The organism is Halovibrio salipaludis, assembly GCF_002286965.1.
GTDB classification, from domain to species: Bacteria; Pseudomonadota; Gammaproteobacteria; order Pseudomonadales; family Oleiphilaceae; genus Halospina; species Halospina salipaludis.
The window spans coordinates 84260-100807 of the sequence record NZ_NSKD01000003.1 but is presented as its reverse complement, the minus strand read 5'-3'; the positions used below and the strand labels follow the sequence as shown (position 1 = coordinate 100807).

At 64.3% G+C, this 16548-nt stretch carries 18 protein-coding genes; 9 read left to right on the top strand and 9 right to left on the bottom strand.

The annotated features are described in order from the left end of the window. The first annotated feature begins 72 nt into the window (after nucleotides 1–72). Nucleotides 73–612 carry a DUF2244 domain-containing protein gene (locus tag CK501_RS08230; RefSeq protein WP_095617267.1) on the top strand — a complete coding sequence of 180 codons (540 nt, stop codon included), beginning with the start codon at nucleotides 73–75 and terminating at the stop codon, nucleotides 610–612. A gap of 51 nt (nucleotides 613–663) precedes the next feature. Here CK501_RS08230 and CK501_RS08225 read toward each other — a convergent pair whose 3' ends face one another. Further along, a complete protein-coding gene (locus CK501_RS08225) occupies nucleotides 664–1290 on the bottom strand; it encodes an Npun_F0296 family exosortase-dependent surface protein (RefSeq protein ID WP_158223077.1) in 627 nt (208 codons plus the stop codon). A gap of 291 nt (nucleotides 1291–1581) precedes the next feature. Between CK501_RS08225 and CK501_RS08220 the strand changes: the two genes are divergently transcribed. Further along, a complete protein-coding gene (locus CK501_RS08220; protein ID WP_095617265.1) occupies nucleotides 1582–1740 on the top strand; it encodes a YqaE/Pmp3 family membrane protein in 159 nt (52 codons plus the stop codon). Here CK501_RS08220 and CK501_RS08215 read toward each other — a convergent pair. Together CK501_RS08215 and CK501_RS08210 are read right to left on the bottom strand one after the other, a co-directional pair. Beyond that, entirely contained in the window at nucleotides 1724–3358 is a 1635-nt protein-coding gene (locus CK501_RS08215) for a sensor histidine kinase (RefSeq protein ID WP_095617264.1), read from the bottom strand. The two genes, CK501_RS08220 and CK501_RS08215, sit on opposite strands and share 17 nt — an antisense overlap. A 2-nt stretch (nucleotides 3359–3360) precedes the next feature. Then, the gene (locus CK501_RS08210; protein WP_095617263.1) at nucleotides 3361–4167 is read right to left on the bottom strand and encodes a response regulator transcription factor; all 807 of its coding nucleotides are present in this window, start codon (nucleotides 4165–4167) and stop codon (nucleotides 3361–3363) included. A gap of 200 nt (nucleotides 4168–4367) precedes the next feature. Between CK501_RS08210 and CK501_RS08205 the strand changes: the two genes are divergently transcribed. Then, nucleotides 4368–5942: a hypothetical protein gene (locus CK501_RS08205; protein ID WP_095617262.1), complete on the top strand. Its 1575-nt coding sequence runs from the start codon at nucleotides 4368–4370 to the stop codon at nucleotides 5940–5942. A 3-nt stretch (nucleotides 5943–5945) separates the two neighbouring features. Then, nucleotides 5946–6641: a VWA domain-containing protein gene (locus CK501_RS08200; RefSeq protein ID WP_198949440.1), complete on the top strand. Its 696-nt coding sequence runs from the start codon at nucleotides 5946–5948 to the stop codon at nucleotides 6639–6641. A 111-nt stretch (nucleotides 6642–6752) separates the two neighbouring features. Here CK501_RS08200 and CK501_RS08195 read toward each other — a convergent pair whose 3' ends face one another. After that, a complete protein-coding gene (locus CK501_RS08195; RefSeq protein WP_095617261.1) occupies nucleotides 6753–7151 on the bottom strand; it encodes a glutaredoxin family protein in 399 nt (132 codons plus the stop codon). A gap of 147 nt (nucleotides 7152–7298) precedes the next feature. On the opposite strand from CK501_RS08195, the gene modA reads away from it, so the two are divergent. The 4 genes from modA to CK501_RS08175 are packed head-to-tail and all read left to right on the top strand — an operon-like array spanning nucleotide 7299 to nucleotide 10231. After that, nucleotides 7299–8036, top strand: coding sequence for a molybdate ABC transporter substrate-binding protein (gene modA, locus CK501_RS08190; RefSeq protein WP_095617260.1), 738 nt, complete (start codon nucleotides 7299–7301; stop codon nucleotides 8034–8036). After that, complete coding sequence (gene modB, locus CK501_RS08185) at nucleotides 8036–8716, top strand: molybdate ABC transporter permease subunit (protein WP_095617259.1); 681 nt, start codon at nucleotides 8036–8038, stop codon at nucleotides 8714–8716. The genes modA and modB overlap by 1 nt, the downstream gene beginning before the upstream one ends. Continuing rightward, nucleotides 8713–9780, top strand: coding sequence for a molybdenum ABC transporter ATP-binding protein (gene modC / locus CK501_RS08180; RefSeq protein WP_095617258.1), 1068 nt, complete (start codon nucleotides 8713–8715; stop codon nucleotides 9778–9780). Before modB ends, modC begins: the two co-directional genes overlap by 4 nt. Nucleotides 9781–9784: 4 nt before the next feature. Next, complete coding sequence (locus CK501_RS08175) at nucleotides 9785–10231, top strand: DUF2784 domain-containing protein (RefSeq protein ID WP_095617257.1); 447 nt, start codon at nucleotides 9785–9787, stop codon at nucleotides 10229–10231. Here CK501_RS08175 and amrA read toward each other — a convergent pair. After that, on the bottom strand, nucleotides 10195–10782 hold the full coding sequence (amrA, locus tag CK501_RS08170) for an AmmeMemoRadiSam system protein A (RefSeq protein WP_095617256.1): 588 nt from the start codon (nucleotides 10780–10782) through the stop codon (nucleotides 10195–10197). The two genes, CK501_RS08175 and amrA, sit on opposite strands and share 37 nt — an antisense overlap. Continuing rightward, nucleotides 10769–11563, bottom strand: a complete 795-nt coding sequence (gene amrB, locus CK501_RS08165; protein ID WP_095617255.1) for an AmmeMemoRadiSam system protein B — start codon at nucleotides 11561–11563, stop codon at nucleotides 10769–10771. The genes amrA and amrB overlap by 14 nt, the downstream gene beginning before the upstream one ends. 131 nt (nucleotides 11564–11694) lie before the next feature. Between amrB and amrS the strand changes: the two genes are divergently transcribed. Beyond that, entirely contained in the window at nucleotides 11695–12789 is a 1095-nt protein-coding gene (gene amrS, locus CK501_RS08160; RefSeq protein WP_095617254.1) for an AmmeMemoRadiSam system radical SAM enzyme, read from the top strand. A gap of 210 nt (nucleotides 12790–12999) precedes the next feature. On the opposite strand, the gene CK501_RS08155 is transcribed toward amrS, so the two are convergent. The 3 genes from CK501_RS08155 to CK501_RS08145 form a co-directional block, all read right to left on the bottom strand. Beyond that, nucleotides 13000–14199, bottom strand: a complete 1200-nt coding sequence (locus tag CK501_RS08155) for a bifunctional alpha/beta hydrolase/OsmC family protein (RefSeq protein WP_095617253.1) — start codon at nucleotides 14197–14199, stop codon at nucleotides 13000–13002. Between the two features lie 63 nt (nucleotides 14200–14262). Then, nucleotides 14263–15135, bottom strand: coding sequence for a bile acid:sodium symporter family protein (locus CK501_RS08150; protein ID WP_077531087.1), 873 nt, complete (start codon nucleotides 15133–15135; stop codon nucleotides 14263–14265). Between the two features lie 150 nt (nucleotides 15136–15285). Further along, nucleotides 15286–16542 carry a M20/M25/M40 family metallo-hydrolase gene (locus CK501_RS08145; protein WP_095617252.1) on the bottom strand — a complete coding sequence of 419 codons (1257 nt, stop codon included), beginning with the start codon at nucleotides 16540–16542 and terminating at the stop codon, nucleotides 15286–15288. Between the last annotated feature and the right edge of the window lie 6 nt (nucleotides 16543–16548).

Genomic DNA, 16548 nt, shown 5'->3' with positions numbered 1-16548 from the left:
CGATTCCGGATTGCAACAGGGGATGTCCGGCGCCTCCGGGGGCGCTAGTATTGGCTGACCCCGCATCGAGGAATGGCGGGCTGGCCTCGGCAAGTCGGTGGCATCATGCTGGAGTACCTGGATTACGAGGAGGGCAGGGCCCTGCGCCTGACCCCCAACCGCTCCCTGAGCTGGAAAGGGAACATCATCTTCTTTGGATTGATCGCCGTTGTCACCCTGATGGTGGCCGTTGGCTGGTCACTGGCAGGGGCATGGATGATCCTTCCGTTCGCCGGCCTGGAGTTGGCAGTGGTGGCCTATGGGCTGTACTACACCTCGCGCCAGTGTTACCGCCAGGAGGTTCTGGTACTGACGCCGGACACCGTGAGACTCGAAAAGGGGATCAACCAGAAGGATTCCGAATGGACCCTGCCGCGGCACTGGGTCCGGGTGATCATGGAGATGCCCCGTCATGGTTTTGCGGTGCCCAGGCTGATGCTGGCCTATCACGACACGCGCGTGCCTGTTGCCCGTTTTCTCAACCCCGAGGATCTGGAGGCGTTCGTTGACTTTCTGGAAAACGCCGGTATCCGGGTTGAGCGCCATCACCCAGAGGGGGTCTGGTGGTTATAACATAGAAAAGGCCGCCCCCTGCGGGGCGGCCGTGGCGGCAGCCTGAATCCATCAGGTTCGCCGGCGCCGCATGCCCAGGCCGAGCAGGCCAGCGCCGAGCAGTGCCAGTGTGCCCGGTTCGGGGACCGTAGCGTAGGCGTGGTTGTCGCTTTCGAACGCGTACTGCGTGCTGCTGAAACTGACCGTGTCGAAGAACTCGGAGCCGAAGTGGAAGTTCACATAACGGTTATCGTCGAACGATTCCTGGTTACCGCCTGATGGCGGCAGGACGTCGTTACCGCTATAACTGCTCCCCACCTGTGAACCATCCAGGAAGAAGCTGATGGTGTTGTAATCGTCAATGGAGCCCCAGTACAGGCCAAAGTAGTTGGCGGTTGTCCCCAGTGACAGCTCTGCCGAGCCATTGCTCTGCTCATAGGGCACGGTCAGGTACTGGTTGTTCTCCGGGAAATCGTGGGGCTGGGCGTGCTGTCCGCCAACGGTTCCCTGAACAACGTTATAGTCGCCGGAGCAGGTCGCGGAGCCACAGTCACCGCTCTCAAAGTCGATTTCGGTAGCGCCGCTGACCTGGGTGTTGTAGACCCCGGCAGCTTCAATTGAAATGGAAGCACCCGAGGCCGCGGTTGCCGCGCCTGCCGCCAGGATGCCCAACGCGATGGCTGATTGTTTGATGGTCATTTCTTCGATTCCCTTGCCAGTAGTGGGATGGGGGCGGTCCGTCGGTGAGACCGTGCAGATCCAAGCAAAGGGGGTCCATTGCATCAAAACCTCTTCGGATCCGTAGCCTTGCGACAGATTGTCGCGGGGAGTGGCGCGGGGGAACCCTGGAAAGTGTAAAGCTGTTCGACGCTGTTTTCGCTCGGGCACGCGGAAACATGGCACAATCCGAAGCATGCGGGAGCCGGCCAGGCCATTCTGGGCCGCCACTGCTTTAGATGAGTCAGAAGTCATTCACAGGAGTGAGCTGGTATGGACGTGCTACGTCTTATTCTTTCCATTTTGCTGCCACCACTGGGAGTGTTCTTCCAGGTGGGCATTGGGCTTCAGTTCTGGATCAACATCGTGCTGACGCTGTTCGGCTACCTGCCGGGCATCATCCACGCGGTCTACATCATCGCGAGGCGCTAGAATCCGGGGGCTGGAAGTGTTCGTCCAGCCGTTCCACTTCCGCGTCAATGTCGTCGTCCAGGCCGAGCTCGGTATTGTCCAGCCGCTGCTGGGCCGTGGGCAGCCGGATCTCGAACTCCACGCCATCGATGGCCAGCGGCTCGAAGCTGAGCCGGTGGGCGTTGCGTTTCGGGGTGAGGCTCAGGCGCCACCGGGGGCGTTCCGGGTGACCGGGGTCGAACCGCTGCTGCTTGCCCTTGGCCTCGAAGTCCGCGAGGCGCTGGGTGGGCTGCTCGCGGTCGTCGGTGGTGGTGACCTCCACGCTCTCAACCGGCGCTTCGAATGTCCATTCCATCTGCCCCTGCCATTCACCCTCGGGTGAGCGGCAGCTTGGCTTGCCGGATTCCACCGCCACATCCACGAGTTCCGTGACCACGTTGCCGTCCGACAGGGCTACGCGCACCGCGTACTGGGTGGCCGGTGTCTCGATGTTGTGCACCGTGATCTGCCCCTCGTAGCCCTTCACGATCTCGTTGACGAAGTACAGGCCCAGGCCGCGACCCTGGTGTTCCCTGGCGCGGCGGGTGGAGAAGCCGAGCTGGAAAAGGTTGGGACGGTCCTCGTCACGGATGTGCGGTCCCCGGTTGTAGACTCGGATCAGGGCGTTGCCCCGTTCCTCCCTCAGCTGCAGGGTGACCGGGGCGAAGGGGCTGCTGTAGCCGCGCTTGCGGGCGTGGAACTGGGCGTTCTTCAGCAGGTTCTCGAGCAGCAGCACCAGGTGGTTCTCGGTGCCCAGCAGCGTGCCCGTGGGCTGGAGGTCCGCGTACCACTGGCCGTCGTTCAGGGCCCAGGGGGTTCCTTCGGCGGGTTCCTCCAGCGGTTTCTGGCTTACCTGTCCGAGCGCCCGCCAGGCGGCGCGGCCAGGGTCGTAGACCGGGGGCGGGGGCAGCTCGTCCGCATTGCCATCGTCTTCGCCAAGCATGCGCTGGTAGTAGTGTTCCTCGCACTCGCACAGGCGGTTGCCGATGTGCAGGGCCAGGTTGTCGGCGGTGGAGAGATCCAGCAGGTCCCACAGGTAGCGCATGGCGTCTTCGGCGGCACGCAGCGGTTGTGCGCGCGCTTCGTCCGCGGCTTCTTCGGCGTCCGTGAGCGCGCCCTCAAGCGCGGTGCGCACCCGGTCGAAGCTGATTACGCCGTTGTGGCGCACCTCCGCCGCGATGCTCTTGAAGTGCAGGAACTTCTCGTCGTACTCGATGTATTCCAGCAGCTTGTCGCTGATGAAGCGCTTGAGCTTGTCCGCGTGGTCGGAATAGGTGTGGGCCTTGAGCTGGAGCTGCTTGCGGTCCTGCCAGAGGCTGTGGACCTGCGCGCGCAATGCCTGCAGGTCCGCGTCCTGCTGGCGGCGCTCGCGGTGGTAGCGGCGCATGTCCGCGAGGATCAGGGCCACGAACAGGGCCAGGGCACCGTAGCGCCACTCGGGTTGGAGCAGCACTGATGGGACGCTGTAGAAGGAGGCCACGGCGGGGTCCAACAGCAGCAGGAGCCAGCTGATGGCCAGCAGGCCACCGAGGGTGCCCAGGAAGGGGAAACGTACTGGCTGGATGCGGTCGTTCGGGCGGTCGTCGCGGTTATCGGCCATGGTCAGTTCGACTCCGTGGTGCGCGGCGTGCGCCAGCAGTAGGCACCGTCATCCCCGAACGCCACCAGTCCCTCGCCCTCGCGGCACCACTCAAAGAAGCGCTCATCGCCGCCCATGGCCTGGTCGATGGCCCGGCGCAGGGTGCGGATGTGCTGGCGGTAGTTGGCCTGGGAAAAGCGCTCGGGGTCCGCGTCCAGCTTCTCCGCCACCTGCAGCGTGGACAGCGGCGCCGGCGAGGCTTCCACCAGGTAGCGCAGGATCTTGCGCGGCGTCGGGGGCAGGGGGCGCTTCGGGTTGTTCGGGTTCATCAGTTTTACGCCCTGCCAGTAGGCCTCCCAGGTGACGGTGTCCAGGCTCAGGCCGCCGCTCTGGAGCCGGCCGCTGCTGTTCTTTTCCCGGGTCATGGACTGCTGGCGGAGGGTGGCCCGGATGCGCCAGCACAGCACCTGTTCGATGTTGCGCTGGTGCTTGGCGATGAAGTCCTGGGCGTTCTGCTTCTCGATGGCTTCCTGCTCCACGCCCGTGCCGCTGTACTCGGAGAGGTAGACGATGGGCAGCTCCGGCCACTTGCGCAGCAGGGTGCGTGAGACCGAGAAACCGGCCTGTTCGTTGCCGTTCATGTTGGCGTCCAGCAGGGCCAGGTCCGGGGCGTCGCCCGCATCGGCAAGCTTGATGTGCTGGCAGGCGGCCTCGGCGAAGCGGAAGACCTGGACCCGTGTCGGCTGGTTGTCAAAGGTCGTGGCCTCAAGCACCGGCTTGAAGCGGTCAATCCAGTGTGACTGGTCCTCCACCCAGAGAATCGTGGCCATGGGGCGCGGTTCCGACGGAAATCTGTTGTGAGTGTAGCAGCCGGCCCCGCAGGAAAGACGATGGCTACACACTGATACAAAGTTCGCATTTTCCGGGTTGGCGACTCACGGATTATTCACGCGCGTCGGAAAGACTGCAGGTGTCGGGGCGGCGGCCCAGTCCGCCGGTTCACCAAGCAACCTGGAAGAGGAGACACACCATGTTCTCAGAAATACTCACCATCTGGTCCGATTCGCCGGCGCTGTCACTGGCCATCTGGCTGGTCATCGCCATTACCCTTCTCTACGCGGGCCGGCCGCACGCGCACCAGCTCCTGCGCAATACCGGCCGCTCTTTCTACCGCAGCCTGCGCCTGGCCGGCGCCGGGGTGCGCCAGCTGGAAAACCGTGTCAGCCATCGCAACCGGGACGTACTCCTGGCCGCCGGGCGCGAGGAGGCGGAGAACGCCATCGAGCGCGAGTTCGCGCGGGTATCGGAGATCGTCGAGCGCGACCTGGGTCAGTACCCGGTCCTGCATCGGCGCCTGAACGAGACGCTGGAGAAGATCGAGACGGACTACCACAACTCGATCGAGAACAAGCCCATGCCGCGGGCCTGGCAGGAGCTGATGGACACCATCGGCAAACTGCCCACCTCCGGCGACCCGGCCGTGAACAGCATCCTGGAGAACATCCGGGACGTGGTGCAGAAGTCCCACGATGAAACCCTCGAGGCCTACCAGTCGGACATCAACGAACGCCACGGCATCCTCAAGGGCATGCGCCCGGACTGGCGCAACCTCGGCCAGACCATGGGCAAGGTGCACGAGACCATTACGGGCCTGGACGAGCGCTCGAAGTCCATTGACCGGCAGATGGCCGAGTACGAGCGCATGCGCAACAGCGATGACGAGGCGGTGAATACCCTCATGGCCTCGTCGCTCAAGCAGTTCTTCATCTCGAGCCTGGTGCTGACCATCGCGGTCTTCGGCGCCATCGTGAACTTCCACCTGATCGCCATGCCCATGTCCGAGATGGTCGGGGGCACCAGCTCCATCGGCCCCATGGCAGCCTCCGACGTTGCGGCGCTGGTCATCATCATGGTTGAGATCACCATGGGCCTGTTCCTGCTGGAATCCCTGCGGGTAACGCACCTGTTCCCCGTGATCTCGCGGCTGAATGACCGCATGCGGCGGTACCTGATGATCGCCTCGCTGGTGATCCTGGTGATCTTCGCGGGCATCGAGTCCTCGCTGGCCTACCTGCGCGACATGCTCGCCGCGGACCAGGCGGCGCTGGCACAGCAACTGACCGGTGAGGCCACCGGTGGCACCGAGTTCGGCTGGATCCCTGCCATGGGCCAGATGCTGCTGGGCTTCATCCTGCCGTTCGCTCTGGCGTTCGTGGGTATTCCTCTGGAGTCCTTCGTGCACTCACTGCGCACCGTACTGGGCGCGGTCACGCTCGGCCTGCTGAGGGCCCTGCGCGTGACACTGCGGGTGACCGGCGGCCTAGCGAATCACCTCTGCGCCATGCTCATCAACCTGTATGACCTGCTGATCATGGTGCCGCTGAGCATCGAGCGGATGGTGTGCTACCGCATGGAGAACCGGGAGGCAGCTCCGGAGTCCGCCTCTCCGAGCGAGCCTGAAACCGTTCAGACGGAAGCCTCAGAGCCGCCGCCCGAGATACAGGAACAGGCGCCTCGCAAGCGCAGCCGCAAGCGCGCGGAACCAACTGCCGCTGAAACGCCGGCTGATGCCGACGATCTGCCCCTCACAACACAGGAGGCCTGAACCATGAGCCGTACAGCAACCACATTCCGTAACCGCGCAGCCCCCCGGGGGCTGCGCCTCGCACTCGCCGCGCTGCTGAGCCTGTTCCTGATCGGCTGCAGCGAGGCGGCCAGCAACAACCGGGCGGTCTTCGTGCTGCTCGATATCTCCAACGGCTATGCTCAGGAGCGGGAGAAGGTCCAGCAGCTCAGCGCCTACTTGCTCTCGGAGCTGGGCGCCGGTGATTCGCTGGCGGTGGCTTTCATCGACAACTCCAGCTTCACCGAGCGCAACATCATCGCCCAGACCACCTTCGACGCGCGCCCGAGTGTCGTCGGGCAACAGAAGCGAGCCGTACTGGGTAAGGTGCAGTCGTTCATGGAGGGGTTCGAGACGCCGAGCTATCACAGCGACATAACCGGCGGCATCCTGCTGGGGCGCGACTACCTGCATGGGACGAACGCGGAACGACAGCACCTGTTCGTGCTATCCGACCTGCACGAGGACCTGCCGCCGGAGCTGAACCGGGACATGGCGCTCGACCTGGCGGGTATCCGGGTGGTTGCCCTGAACGTGCTGCGCCAGCGCGGTGACAACAACGACCCAGCCGCGTACCACGAGCGGCTGGCTAGCTGGAAAGCGCGCGTAGAGGAAGACGGCGGTCGCTGGCAGGTGATCAACGAACTTGAGCGCTTGCCCCGGCGGGTGGCGTTGCGCTGAAACCGCGAGGGTATACGTGGCGCGGGTCTGTTAGAGTGTTAAGCGGAGTGAAACGGCTGGATGGGTACATCCGTTACACGCAAGACACCCGCGCCACTAGCGCATCCGTCATCAGTCTGATGCAGGTTCGAACTGCTTCCTCAGCCAGGCGTTGATGTCATCGGATTCGTACAGCCACTGCTGTTCGCCATCGTCGTGTTCAATCAACAGACAGGGCACCTTGACCCGACCGCCACCGGCTTCGAGGGCGGCCCGGTGATCCGGATCATTCTGGGCGTCGCGGGTTTCAATGGGCAGCCCCAGGCGTGATATCTCCTTGCGGACCTTGATGCAGAAAGGGCAGGCGTTGAACTGATAGAGCGCCAGTTTGCCTGCGGCGTGTTCGACGCGCGCCTGGTCTTCAGAGCTTCGGGATACCGCCCTGGGGCGGGTCAACTTTTCGTTGATCAGGACGATGGGGGTAAGGATCAGGCGGAGTGAGCGGAAGAAATAGCGGATAATGACGCGCATAAAAAGCCTTGTTCCTTGAGAAATGATGGCCTCTGAAATGGTGTACCAGCGTAGCATTTCTGAGACCCTGCGTAAGAGTCGGGTCTGGTAGACTCTGGCCTGCTATCAGCATTGTTGGGAGAGTTAGCGTTGCGTCGTGCTGCTCAGGTGCCGGTTTGGCTGGGTATTCTGTTGCTTGCCGGAGGGTCATCCCTTGTCGGGGCGGATGAAATCCGGGTTGCTGTGGCCAGTAATTTCGTCGGAGCAGCCAGAGTGCTGGCTGATCGGTTCGAAGCAGCTACTGAGCACAGCGTGGTTCTCGCCTCCGGCTCAACCGGCAAGCACTACGCCCAGATCCTGCATGGTGCGCCTTTCCAGGTCTTTCTTGCCGCGGATGAGCGCCGGCCCCGGCGTCTGGATGAATCCGGCAGGGCCGTTGAGGGAAGCAGGGTGAGCTATGCCCGTGGCCGGCTTGTCCTCTGGAGCCCCAGCGAATCACTCGTGGATGCGGAAGGCCGAGTACTGGCAACGCGGGATTTCACCTATCTGGCGATGGCCAATCCGCGTCTGGCGCCTTATGGCAAGGCGGCAAAACAGGTTCTTGAAAACCGGGGGCTCTGGGAAGCCCTGGAGGGAAGGCGTGTGATGGGGGAGAACATCGCCCAGACCTTCCAGTTCGTGCGTACGGGGAATGCACCCCTCGGGTTCGTGGCGCTGTCCCAGCTGGAGGCGCCGGGGCGCAGCGTGGGTGGTTCACGCTGGCTGGTTCCGGAGGCGTTGCATGAGCCCATCGAGCAGCAGGCGGTGCTGTTGGTGGATGAACCGGCACCCCGTGCCTTCCTGGAGTTCGTGACAGGGAATCAGGGGCAGGTGATTCTGCGTGACCATGGCTACGAGGTGCCCTGATGCCGGGCTCTGCTGATCTTACAGCACTCTGGATCACCCTTCAGCTGGCGGCCGTGAGCACCCTGATCCTGCTGGTGCTGGGCACGCCGCTGGCCTGGTGGCTGGCACGCACCCAGTGGCGCTTCCGGTTCGTGGTGGAGGCGATGGTGGCGCTGCCGCTTGTCCTGCCGCCCACGGTCCTGGGGTTCTATCTTCTGATCGCGCTCGGGCCGGAAGGGCCCATCGGGGGGCTGATGGAGGCCCTGGGCGGCCAGCCGCTGGCGTTCACTTTCAGCGGGCTGGTGATCGGTTCGGTGGTGTACTCGCTGCCGTTTGTGGTCCAGCCCCTGCAGAACGCCTTTTCCGCTGTCGGCCGCAGGCCCATGGAGGTGGCCGCCACGCTGCGGGCCTCGCCCCTGGATCGCTTCTTCACCGTGGCGGTACCGCTGGCCGCGCCCGGTTTCCTGACGGCGGCCGTGCTTGGCTTTGCCCACACCCTGGGGGAGTTCGGCGTGGTGCTGATGATCGGCGGCAACATTCCGGGCAGCACCCAGGTGGTGTCCATTGCGGTCTATGACCATGTGGAGGCGCTGGATTACACCAGCGCGCACTGGCTCTCCGGTGGCCTGCTGCTGATGTCCATGCTGATGCTGATGGCGGTCTATGCGCTCAACCGGCGTTTCCTGGTGGTGCGGCTATGAGCATTGAGCTGGCGTTCCGGCTCGACCGGGGGGATTTCAGCCTGGACCTGTCACTGGCGCTGCCTGGGGCAGGAGTGAGTGCGGTTTTCGGGCCCTCCGGCTGCGGCAAGACAACGCTGCTGCGGATCATGGCGGGGCTGGAACGCTTGGCTGTGGGTCACCTGCGCGTGGGAGGCCGGACGTGGCAGGACGTCAACCAGTTCGTGCCGCCGCACCAGCGTGCCGTGGGCTATGTGTTCCAGGAGCCCAGCCTGTTCCCGCACCGCAGCGTGGAAGGCAACCTGCGCTACGGGCTGCGCCGAAGCCAGGGCAGCGGGGACAGCGCCCGCCTGGAGCAGTCCATTGAACTGCTGGGGATCCGCCATCTGCTTGCACGGCGCCCGCACCAGCTCTCCGGTGGCGAGCAGCAGCGTGTGGCCATTGCCCGGGCCCTGGCGATGGAGCCCGCGCTGTTGCTCCTGGACGAGCCCCTTGCGGGCCTGGACCAGGAAAGGCGCGGTGAGATCCTGCCGTACCTTGAGCGCCTGCACCGCGAGCTGGTGTTGCCGATGGTCTATGTCAGCCACTCCCGGGAGGAAGTGGCGCGCCTGGCGGACCACCTGGTGCTTATGGACGCGGGTCGGGTACAGGCGGAAGGCGCCCTGACCGATGTGTTCGCGCGCCTGGATCTGGCCATCGCGGGCCAACCGGGGGCGGAGACGGTTCTCGAGGGTGTGGTTGACGACTACGACCCGCGCGACGGCGTGGTGCGGGTGAACTCGGACGCAGGACCGCTCCATGCGGTACTGGGGCAGATGGAGACCGGGCAGCCCGTGAGACTCCAGGTCCAGGCACGGGACGTGAGCGTCGCCCTGACGGCGCCGCAGGACAGCAGCATCCTGAACGTGATGCCGGCCCGCATTGAGGACCTGGCGGAACAGGGGACAGGGCACGTTATGCTGAGGCTGCGGGTGGGTGACACGGTGCTGCTGGCGCGTGTGAGCCGCCGCTCCGCCCGAGAACTGTCTCTGGCACCAGGTCTGGAGGTTCACGCCCAGGTCAAGAGCGTGGCGCTGCTGGGGTAGGCCCATGAATGGATCGCGCAACCTCTATGAAACACTTCCCGCGCCGGGTCTCCTGGCAGACCTGGTGCTGTTGCTGCATGCCCTGATCTTGGCGTTTGTCGTGGTCGGTCTGGTGCTGTTCATCATCGGCGGGGTTCGCGGCTGGCGCTGGGTCCGCAATCCCTGGGTACGCTGGCTGCATCTGGTGACCATCGGTTTTGTGGTGCTCCAGGCCTGGCTGGGGCGCCTGTGTCCGCTTACCATCTGGGAGCATGAACTGCGCCGTGCCGCTGGTCAGTCCGTGCACGATCAGGGCTTCATCGAATACTGGGTCAGCGCCCTCATCTTCCATGACCTGCCTGGCTGGGTTTTTGTGTTCGGTTATACCGTTTTCGCGGTGTTGGTGGCCGCCACCTGGTGGTGGCTGCCGCCGCATCAGCGCTCATCCTCGCCGAAGGACTCCGTCCGGTAGCGCTTGATGGTCAGTGAAGGGGACCAGTAATCCGATGGCAGGCCCGCCTTGCGTTTGAGCTGGCGGACAAAGTCCACGGGCTCCGGCAGCGACTCCCAGACTGCGGGGAGAAAGGTTCCCCGGTGGACGCCGTCCTCAAGAATGAGCCCATCCTCGCCGGGTTGGAGAGCCGCGAGCAGTTCCGCTTCCGAGGCCACAGGCAGCGGTTCGGGCCGGGACAGGATCGAGAGTTCCAGGTGCACCTCCTCCAGTTCATGGGCCGCCAATGGCTGGAAGCGCGGGTCGCGGAAGGCGGCGGCATGGGCATGCTCCGCCACATCCGTCACCAGTGGCTGGCGGGCCTCAAGGGTGCCGATACAGCCGCGCAGGCTGCCATCCGGGCGCTTGAGCGTGACAAAGCTGGCGCCCTCACGCTGAAGGCCCTCCGGCCATTGCGCCGGATTAACCGGCAGGGGGCGACCCGTCTCGAATCCCTGCCGGATGCTGTCCCGGGCCAGCGTGAGCAGCATGCTGCGGTACTCGGGTGTCATCGCGCTGTCAGTGGAAGACATAGGCGCCATACCCCACAACGCTGTCCCTGGGGGCTCCGGCGTCCCCCGAATTGCGCAGATCCAGGATGCGGCCTTCCAGGCCCTTCTGCCGTGCCAGCCACAGCAGCCCGTTGATGGGGTGTCGGCCGCAGGCATCGCCATCCCGGACCTTTTCCCATTCCAGGTTCTCAATGGCCTCGGACGTGGCCCTGTCCCGGCGCACCGCGCTGTCGTAGTCCATGAAGTGGCTCAGGTCCGAGCTGATGGCGATCAGCGTCTCGGGGCCGCTCCAGAGTTGATCCAGCAGTGTTCCGACTTCCTCCGGGGAGGCGTCGCCCACGACCAGCGGCACAACGCCGAAGTCCTCCAGAAGGGCCTGAAGGAAGGGGAGATGCACTTCAAGGCCGTGTTCGCGTTCATGGGCGTCTTCCCGGTAGACCACGTCCTGGCGCTGGGCTACCAGTTCCGCCTGGGTGGCCTGGTCGACGCGCACATTGCCCATGGGGGTGGCGAAGTAGTCCGCTCTGCTGGCCGCGATGCCCCGGAACGGGATGCGGTGACTGGGCCCAAGCAGCACAACACGCTCGATGCGATCCGCGATGGCGCGCACCGGGGCGTAGGCTTCCCCGGCGACCGCTCCCGAGAACGGGTACCCGGCATGGGGGGCGATCACTGCCTTGGGCGGCGTGACGTCATCGGTACCCGCCTTCTCCAGGAAACCGGCGACCTGCTGTTGCAGCACACCGCGCTCGGCGGGATAGAAGAGCCCTGAAACCGCCGGTGGCCGAATCGTGTGTTCCATGGCGCACCTCCCTAGAGGTCTGTTTTCTGTGCCTTTTGTATGGGGGCGATCGGCGTCTTCAACAAGGCTGGGCAACGGCCCGATTGACGCCCTATACTCGGAGTATAACGCCAGCACCGGGAGGTGAGACCATGGGCGTGACAATCTCCAGTGATCGTTTCCCGACCGCCTACTGGCACCAGCTGGACGACGGCCGCATCCAGTGCGACCTGTGCCCGCGTGCCTGCAAGCTGAAGGAGGGCCAGCAGGGCCTGTGCTTTGTGCGTGCCCGGCATGACGACCAGATCGTGCTCACCACCTACGGGCGCTCCAGTGGGTTCTGCGTGGACCCGATCGAGAAGAAACCCCTGAACCATTACCTGCCCGGAACGTCGGTGCTGTCTTTCGGTACCGCCGGCTGTAACCTGTTCTGCAAGTTCTGCCAGAACTGGGATATGAGCAAGTCCCGGGAGATGGACACGCTGGCGGACCAGGCCGAGCCCGAGACCATTGCCCGCGCGGCCGAGGACCTGGGCTGCCACAGCATCGCCTTCACCTACAACGATCCGGTGATCTTCCACGAGTACGCCATTGATGTGGCCCAGGCCTGCCACGAGCGTGGCATCAAGGCGGTGGCGGTGACCGCCGGCTATATCTGCGAGGAGCCGCGCAAGGAGTTCTTCCGTTACATGGATGCGGTCAACTTCGACCTCAAGGCATTCACGGAGCGTTTCTACCGCAAGATCACGGGCAGTGCGCTGCAGCCGGTGCTGGACACGATCGAGTACGTGCACAATGAGACGGATGTCTGGTTCGAGCTGACCAACCTGCTGATTCCCGGCGAGAATGATTCCAGCGAGGAGATTGAGCAGATGAGCCAGTGGGTGGTGGAGCACCTGGGGCCGGACATTCCCATGCACTTCACCGCTTTCCATCCGGATTTCAAGATGATGGATCATCCGCGCACGCCGGCTGAGACGCTGACGAATGCGCGGGACGTGGCCATGAGGAACGGGATTCGGTACGCCTACACCGGTAACGTGCACGATGAGGCCGGGGGTAGCACCTACTGCCATCACTGTGGGCAGAAGCTGATCGGGCGTGACTGGTTCGTGCTCAGTGACTGGAACCTGACCCACGATGGGCACTGCACCAGCTGTGGGACTCGGTGTGCCGGGGTGTTTGATGGGGATCCCGGGCGTTGGGGGGCTCGGCGTGTGCCTGTGCGGCTGGCGGAGTGGCGTTAGCGGTTGTCCCAAGACTGAGGTGCTTCTGCAGGAGGGGAGGCGGGGAACGCTCTCCGGGAATCGCCACAAGTACATCCATGTAGGCTGCGCGGTGGCCATCCATGGCCACCGAGCTTCCCTCCGAGCGTTCCCCGCCTCCCCTCATCAAACCCTGATGATGTCGCTAACACGCAATCACAGCGTTGCCTTTTCCTCCTCGCTCCTTGCTTCTCACTCAACCAACTCGTCGTGCATCCGGATCTCGTTCTTGAGGGTCTGGTGTACCGGGCAGCGGCCGGCGATCTGGAGCATGCGCTGGCGCTGGTCCTCAGTGAGGTCGCCTTCGATGGTGATATGGCGGACGAGTTCATCCACCTTGCCAGATTTCGTTTCGCATTCCTCGCAGTCTTCCGCGTGGACCTTGCGGTGGGAGACTTCGCAGGTGACGCGTTCCACCGGGAGTTCCTTGTGGCGGGCGTACATGTTGATGGTCATGACGGTGCAGGCGCCGAGTGAGGAGGCGAGCAGGCCGTAGGGGTCGGGGCCGCGGTTGGTGCCGCCGCTGGATTTGGGTTCGTCGGCGACGAGTTCGTGCGGGCCGGCCTGGACGCGGCAGAGGAAGCCGTCTTCGGTGCGGCCGGTTACGCGGGCGCCTTCCGGGGCCGGGGTGGTTTCGGGCTCGAGGAAGCGGGCGGCCCAGGCGGAGACGACCTGGGCGGCGTATTGGGCGTCGGAGCGGCGCGAGAGCAGGTGGTCGGCGTCGTCCAGGCTGATGAAGCTCTTGGGGTGCAGGGCGGCGGTGTAGATCTGCTCGGCGTTTTCGATGCCCACGGTGCGGTCGTGCGGCGCGTGCATCACCAGCAGGGCGCGCCGGAGCTTGTGGAGGCGCTCGGTCAGGTCGTGGCTGCGGGCGTCGTCGATGAAGTCCTTGCGGATGCGGAAGGGGCGGCCGGCAAGGTCGACCTCGGCGCTGCCGCTTTCCTCGATCCGCTCCAGGTCCGTGCCGAACTGCTTGAGGATATGGTCCGGGCTCGCCGGGGCGCCTATGGTGGCGACGGCGCGCACGCTGTCCAGGCGCTCGGCAACGGCGAGGGCCGCGGAGCCGCCGAGGGAGTGGCCGAGCAGCAGTTGTGGCGCGGCGTAGCGCTGGGTGAGCCAGGCGGCGGCGTCTTCCAGGTCGTCCAGGTTGCTGGAGAAGTTGGTATCCGCGAATTCGCCTTCGCTTTCGCCCAGGCCGGTGAAGTCAAAGCGCAGCACGGCGAAGCCGGTGCCGGCCAGGGCCGAGGTGATGGTGCGCGCGGCGCGGACCTGGCTGCCGCAGGTGAAGCAGTGGGCGAAGATGGCCGTGGCCCGCCAGATCCCGCCCGGTGGCAACTCGATAGTACCCTTGAGCGTAAGGCCGTTGCGGGACTGGAATTCAATGGCGGGCATGGTGGATCTCCTTGCGGCTCAGGATGGCTGTCCCGCAGCAGAAACGCACAGGCCCTCTCTGTTTCAGGCAGTGGGCTGCGGGATGTACTTGCGCCCATACAAGGTTAACAGAAAGCCGAAGAAGAACATCAGCACGCCGTAGACCGCCGAGGGGACGGACATGGTCTCTGACTGCAGCAGGTTGAGGGTGACCAGCAGCCCGATGGTGCCGTTCTTGATGCCCAGTTCCACGGCCACCGCCATGGATTCGCGCTGGGTAAGCCCGGTCATGCGGCTGATGCCCAGTCCAATAGCAATGCCGGCCAGATTCAGCGCAATGGCGGCCGGGCCGGCCTGACTGAGCAGTTCACCCAATTGGTCACGCACGCCGTAGACCAGCGCTACCACCAGGGCCGCAAGCACCACGCCGCCAAAGATGCTGACAATGCCTTCCGCCTTCTGTGCTTTTTCCGGGAAGTAGTTGCGCAGGACCATGCCGACGGTGATCGGCAGCAGCACGATGAGCCCCAGCGTCATGATGGTGCGTTCCACCGGCAGCCGGATGGCTTCGTTCTCGCCCATGTACAGGTCCAGGGCCAGGTTGGTGAACAGCGGCAGCGAGACGATGGTAATCAGGTTGGCGAGCACCGTGAGCACGATGGACAGGGCCACGTTGCCCCGGGCCATGAGCGCGAACAGGTTGGAGGTGGTGCCGCCTGGGCAGGCCGCGATCACCACCAGGCCGACCGCAATCATCGGCGAGAGGTTGAACACGGCGATGATCAGGAAAGCCAGGGCGGGCATGACCAGGATCTGGGCAATGGTGCCGACGATGATGCCCCGGGGATACACCGCTACCTGACGGAAGTCCCTGGGCGTCAGCGTCATGCCAATGCCGATCATGATAATGAACAGCGAAACGGGCAGTCCGATGGAAATCAGCGGGCTGGCTTGCATGGGGCCGGTCCTTCTTGACTTTTGTTATTGTGAATCGGGGTTCAATAATGCCGGAGGACGGCGTAAAAGCCAATCTCGCAGGGGAGGGAATTGGAAAGGGAATGTAGTTCCGCAGGGAAAGAGGGCATCCGTGCCCTCCGGCGATAATGCTTACGCGTCCTTATCGTCACCCTCGGGCTTTTCGGAGCCCTGGTGACCCAACGGTGAGGCGGTATCCAGCCGCGGGTGGTTATCCATGAACTCGCGGTGTGGGTCCTTCAGAGCATCCAGCTTCTGCAGCGTGCCCTTGATGGCATGGATCGCTGCCAGAACATCCTGGGTGTTCCCGGATTCGGAGATGGTGTGCATGTTCCGGATCGGGAAGCCGATCGAGGTGGCCGCGCAGTCCACGCTCGCCAGCACGCCGGCCATGCCGTCGGTGCCGGTGTCCGGGCCGACCACGTCACGCTGGAAGGGGATTTCCCGCTCGCGTGCCGTGGTCTCGAAGAACCGGTTCAGCTGCTCGCTGGCGATGGCCCCCACGGACATGGTGAAGCCCTTACCCATTTCCTGCGGGTTCATACGGCGGTCGCCGATGCCGGGCGCGGCCTTGTAGTCGTGGTTCACGTCCACGCCGATCAGCGCGTCCGGCTTGAGTTCGCCGGCCAGAACCCGGCTGCCGAAGCGCCCGATCTCCTCGTAGGTCGCCATGGCGTAGAGCACCCGGATCTTCTCGGTGCCGCCGTCTTCCGCCATAAGCCGGGCTACTTCCGCAGTAGTGAAGCAGCCCAGGCCGTTGTCCAGGTAGGCGCCGTAGAAGGTGTTGGGGCTGAAGCCCTTGCGGATGGGGCGGTTGAGCAGGATGGAATCACCCGGGCGCACGCCCAGGTTCTCGACCTGCTGCTTCTTGTTCTCGCCGTGGATCTGCAGCTCGAGGTAGAGCTGTTCCTTCTTGATGCCCTTGTCGCCGCTGCGCACGTTCGCATCCGCGAAGTGGATGGCGCCCAGGGCCTCCACGGTGCCGCCCTCGATCACGCGGTAGCTGCCGGGGTTTTCCGGGTCCTCGCTGAACAGTTTCACCTCGTGGCCGATCAGCGTGGTGGGCAGGAAAGAGTCGCTGTTGATCCAGATCTTGCCGTCGTCGCCGATGCTGCGCACCTGCATCCGGATCTTGTCCGCGTGGCCGATGATCATGACCTTGAACATGTCGTCCCGCCCCGGGTGACTGTCCAGCACAATGCCCGCATGGCCCTTGAACTGGTGGATGTGCCAGTCCTTGGGCGACACGCGCTCGAGGTAGGGCTTGAGCACGCCATAGGTCATGGCCGCCTCAATGCCGATCGGGCTGGGCGCGGCCAGGATGTCGCGCATCAGCTCGAACTGGTCATCGGGCATGGGGGTATTCCAGGGCTGATTCGTTTCGGTCATCGGAGT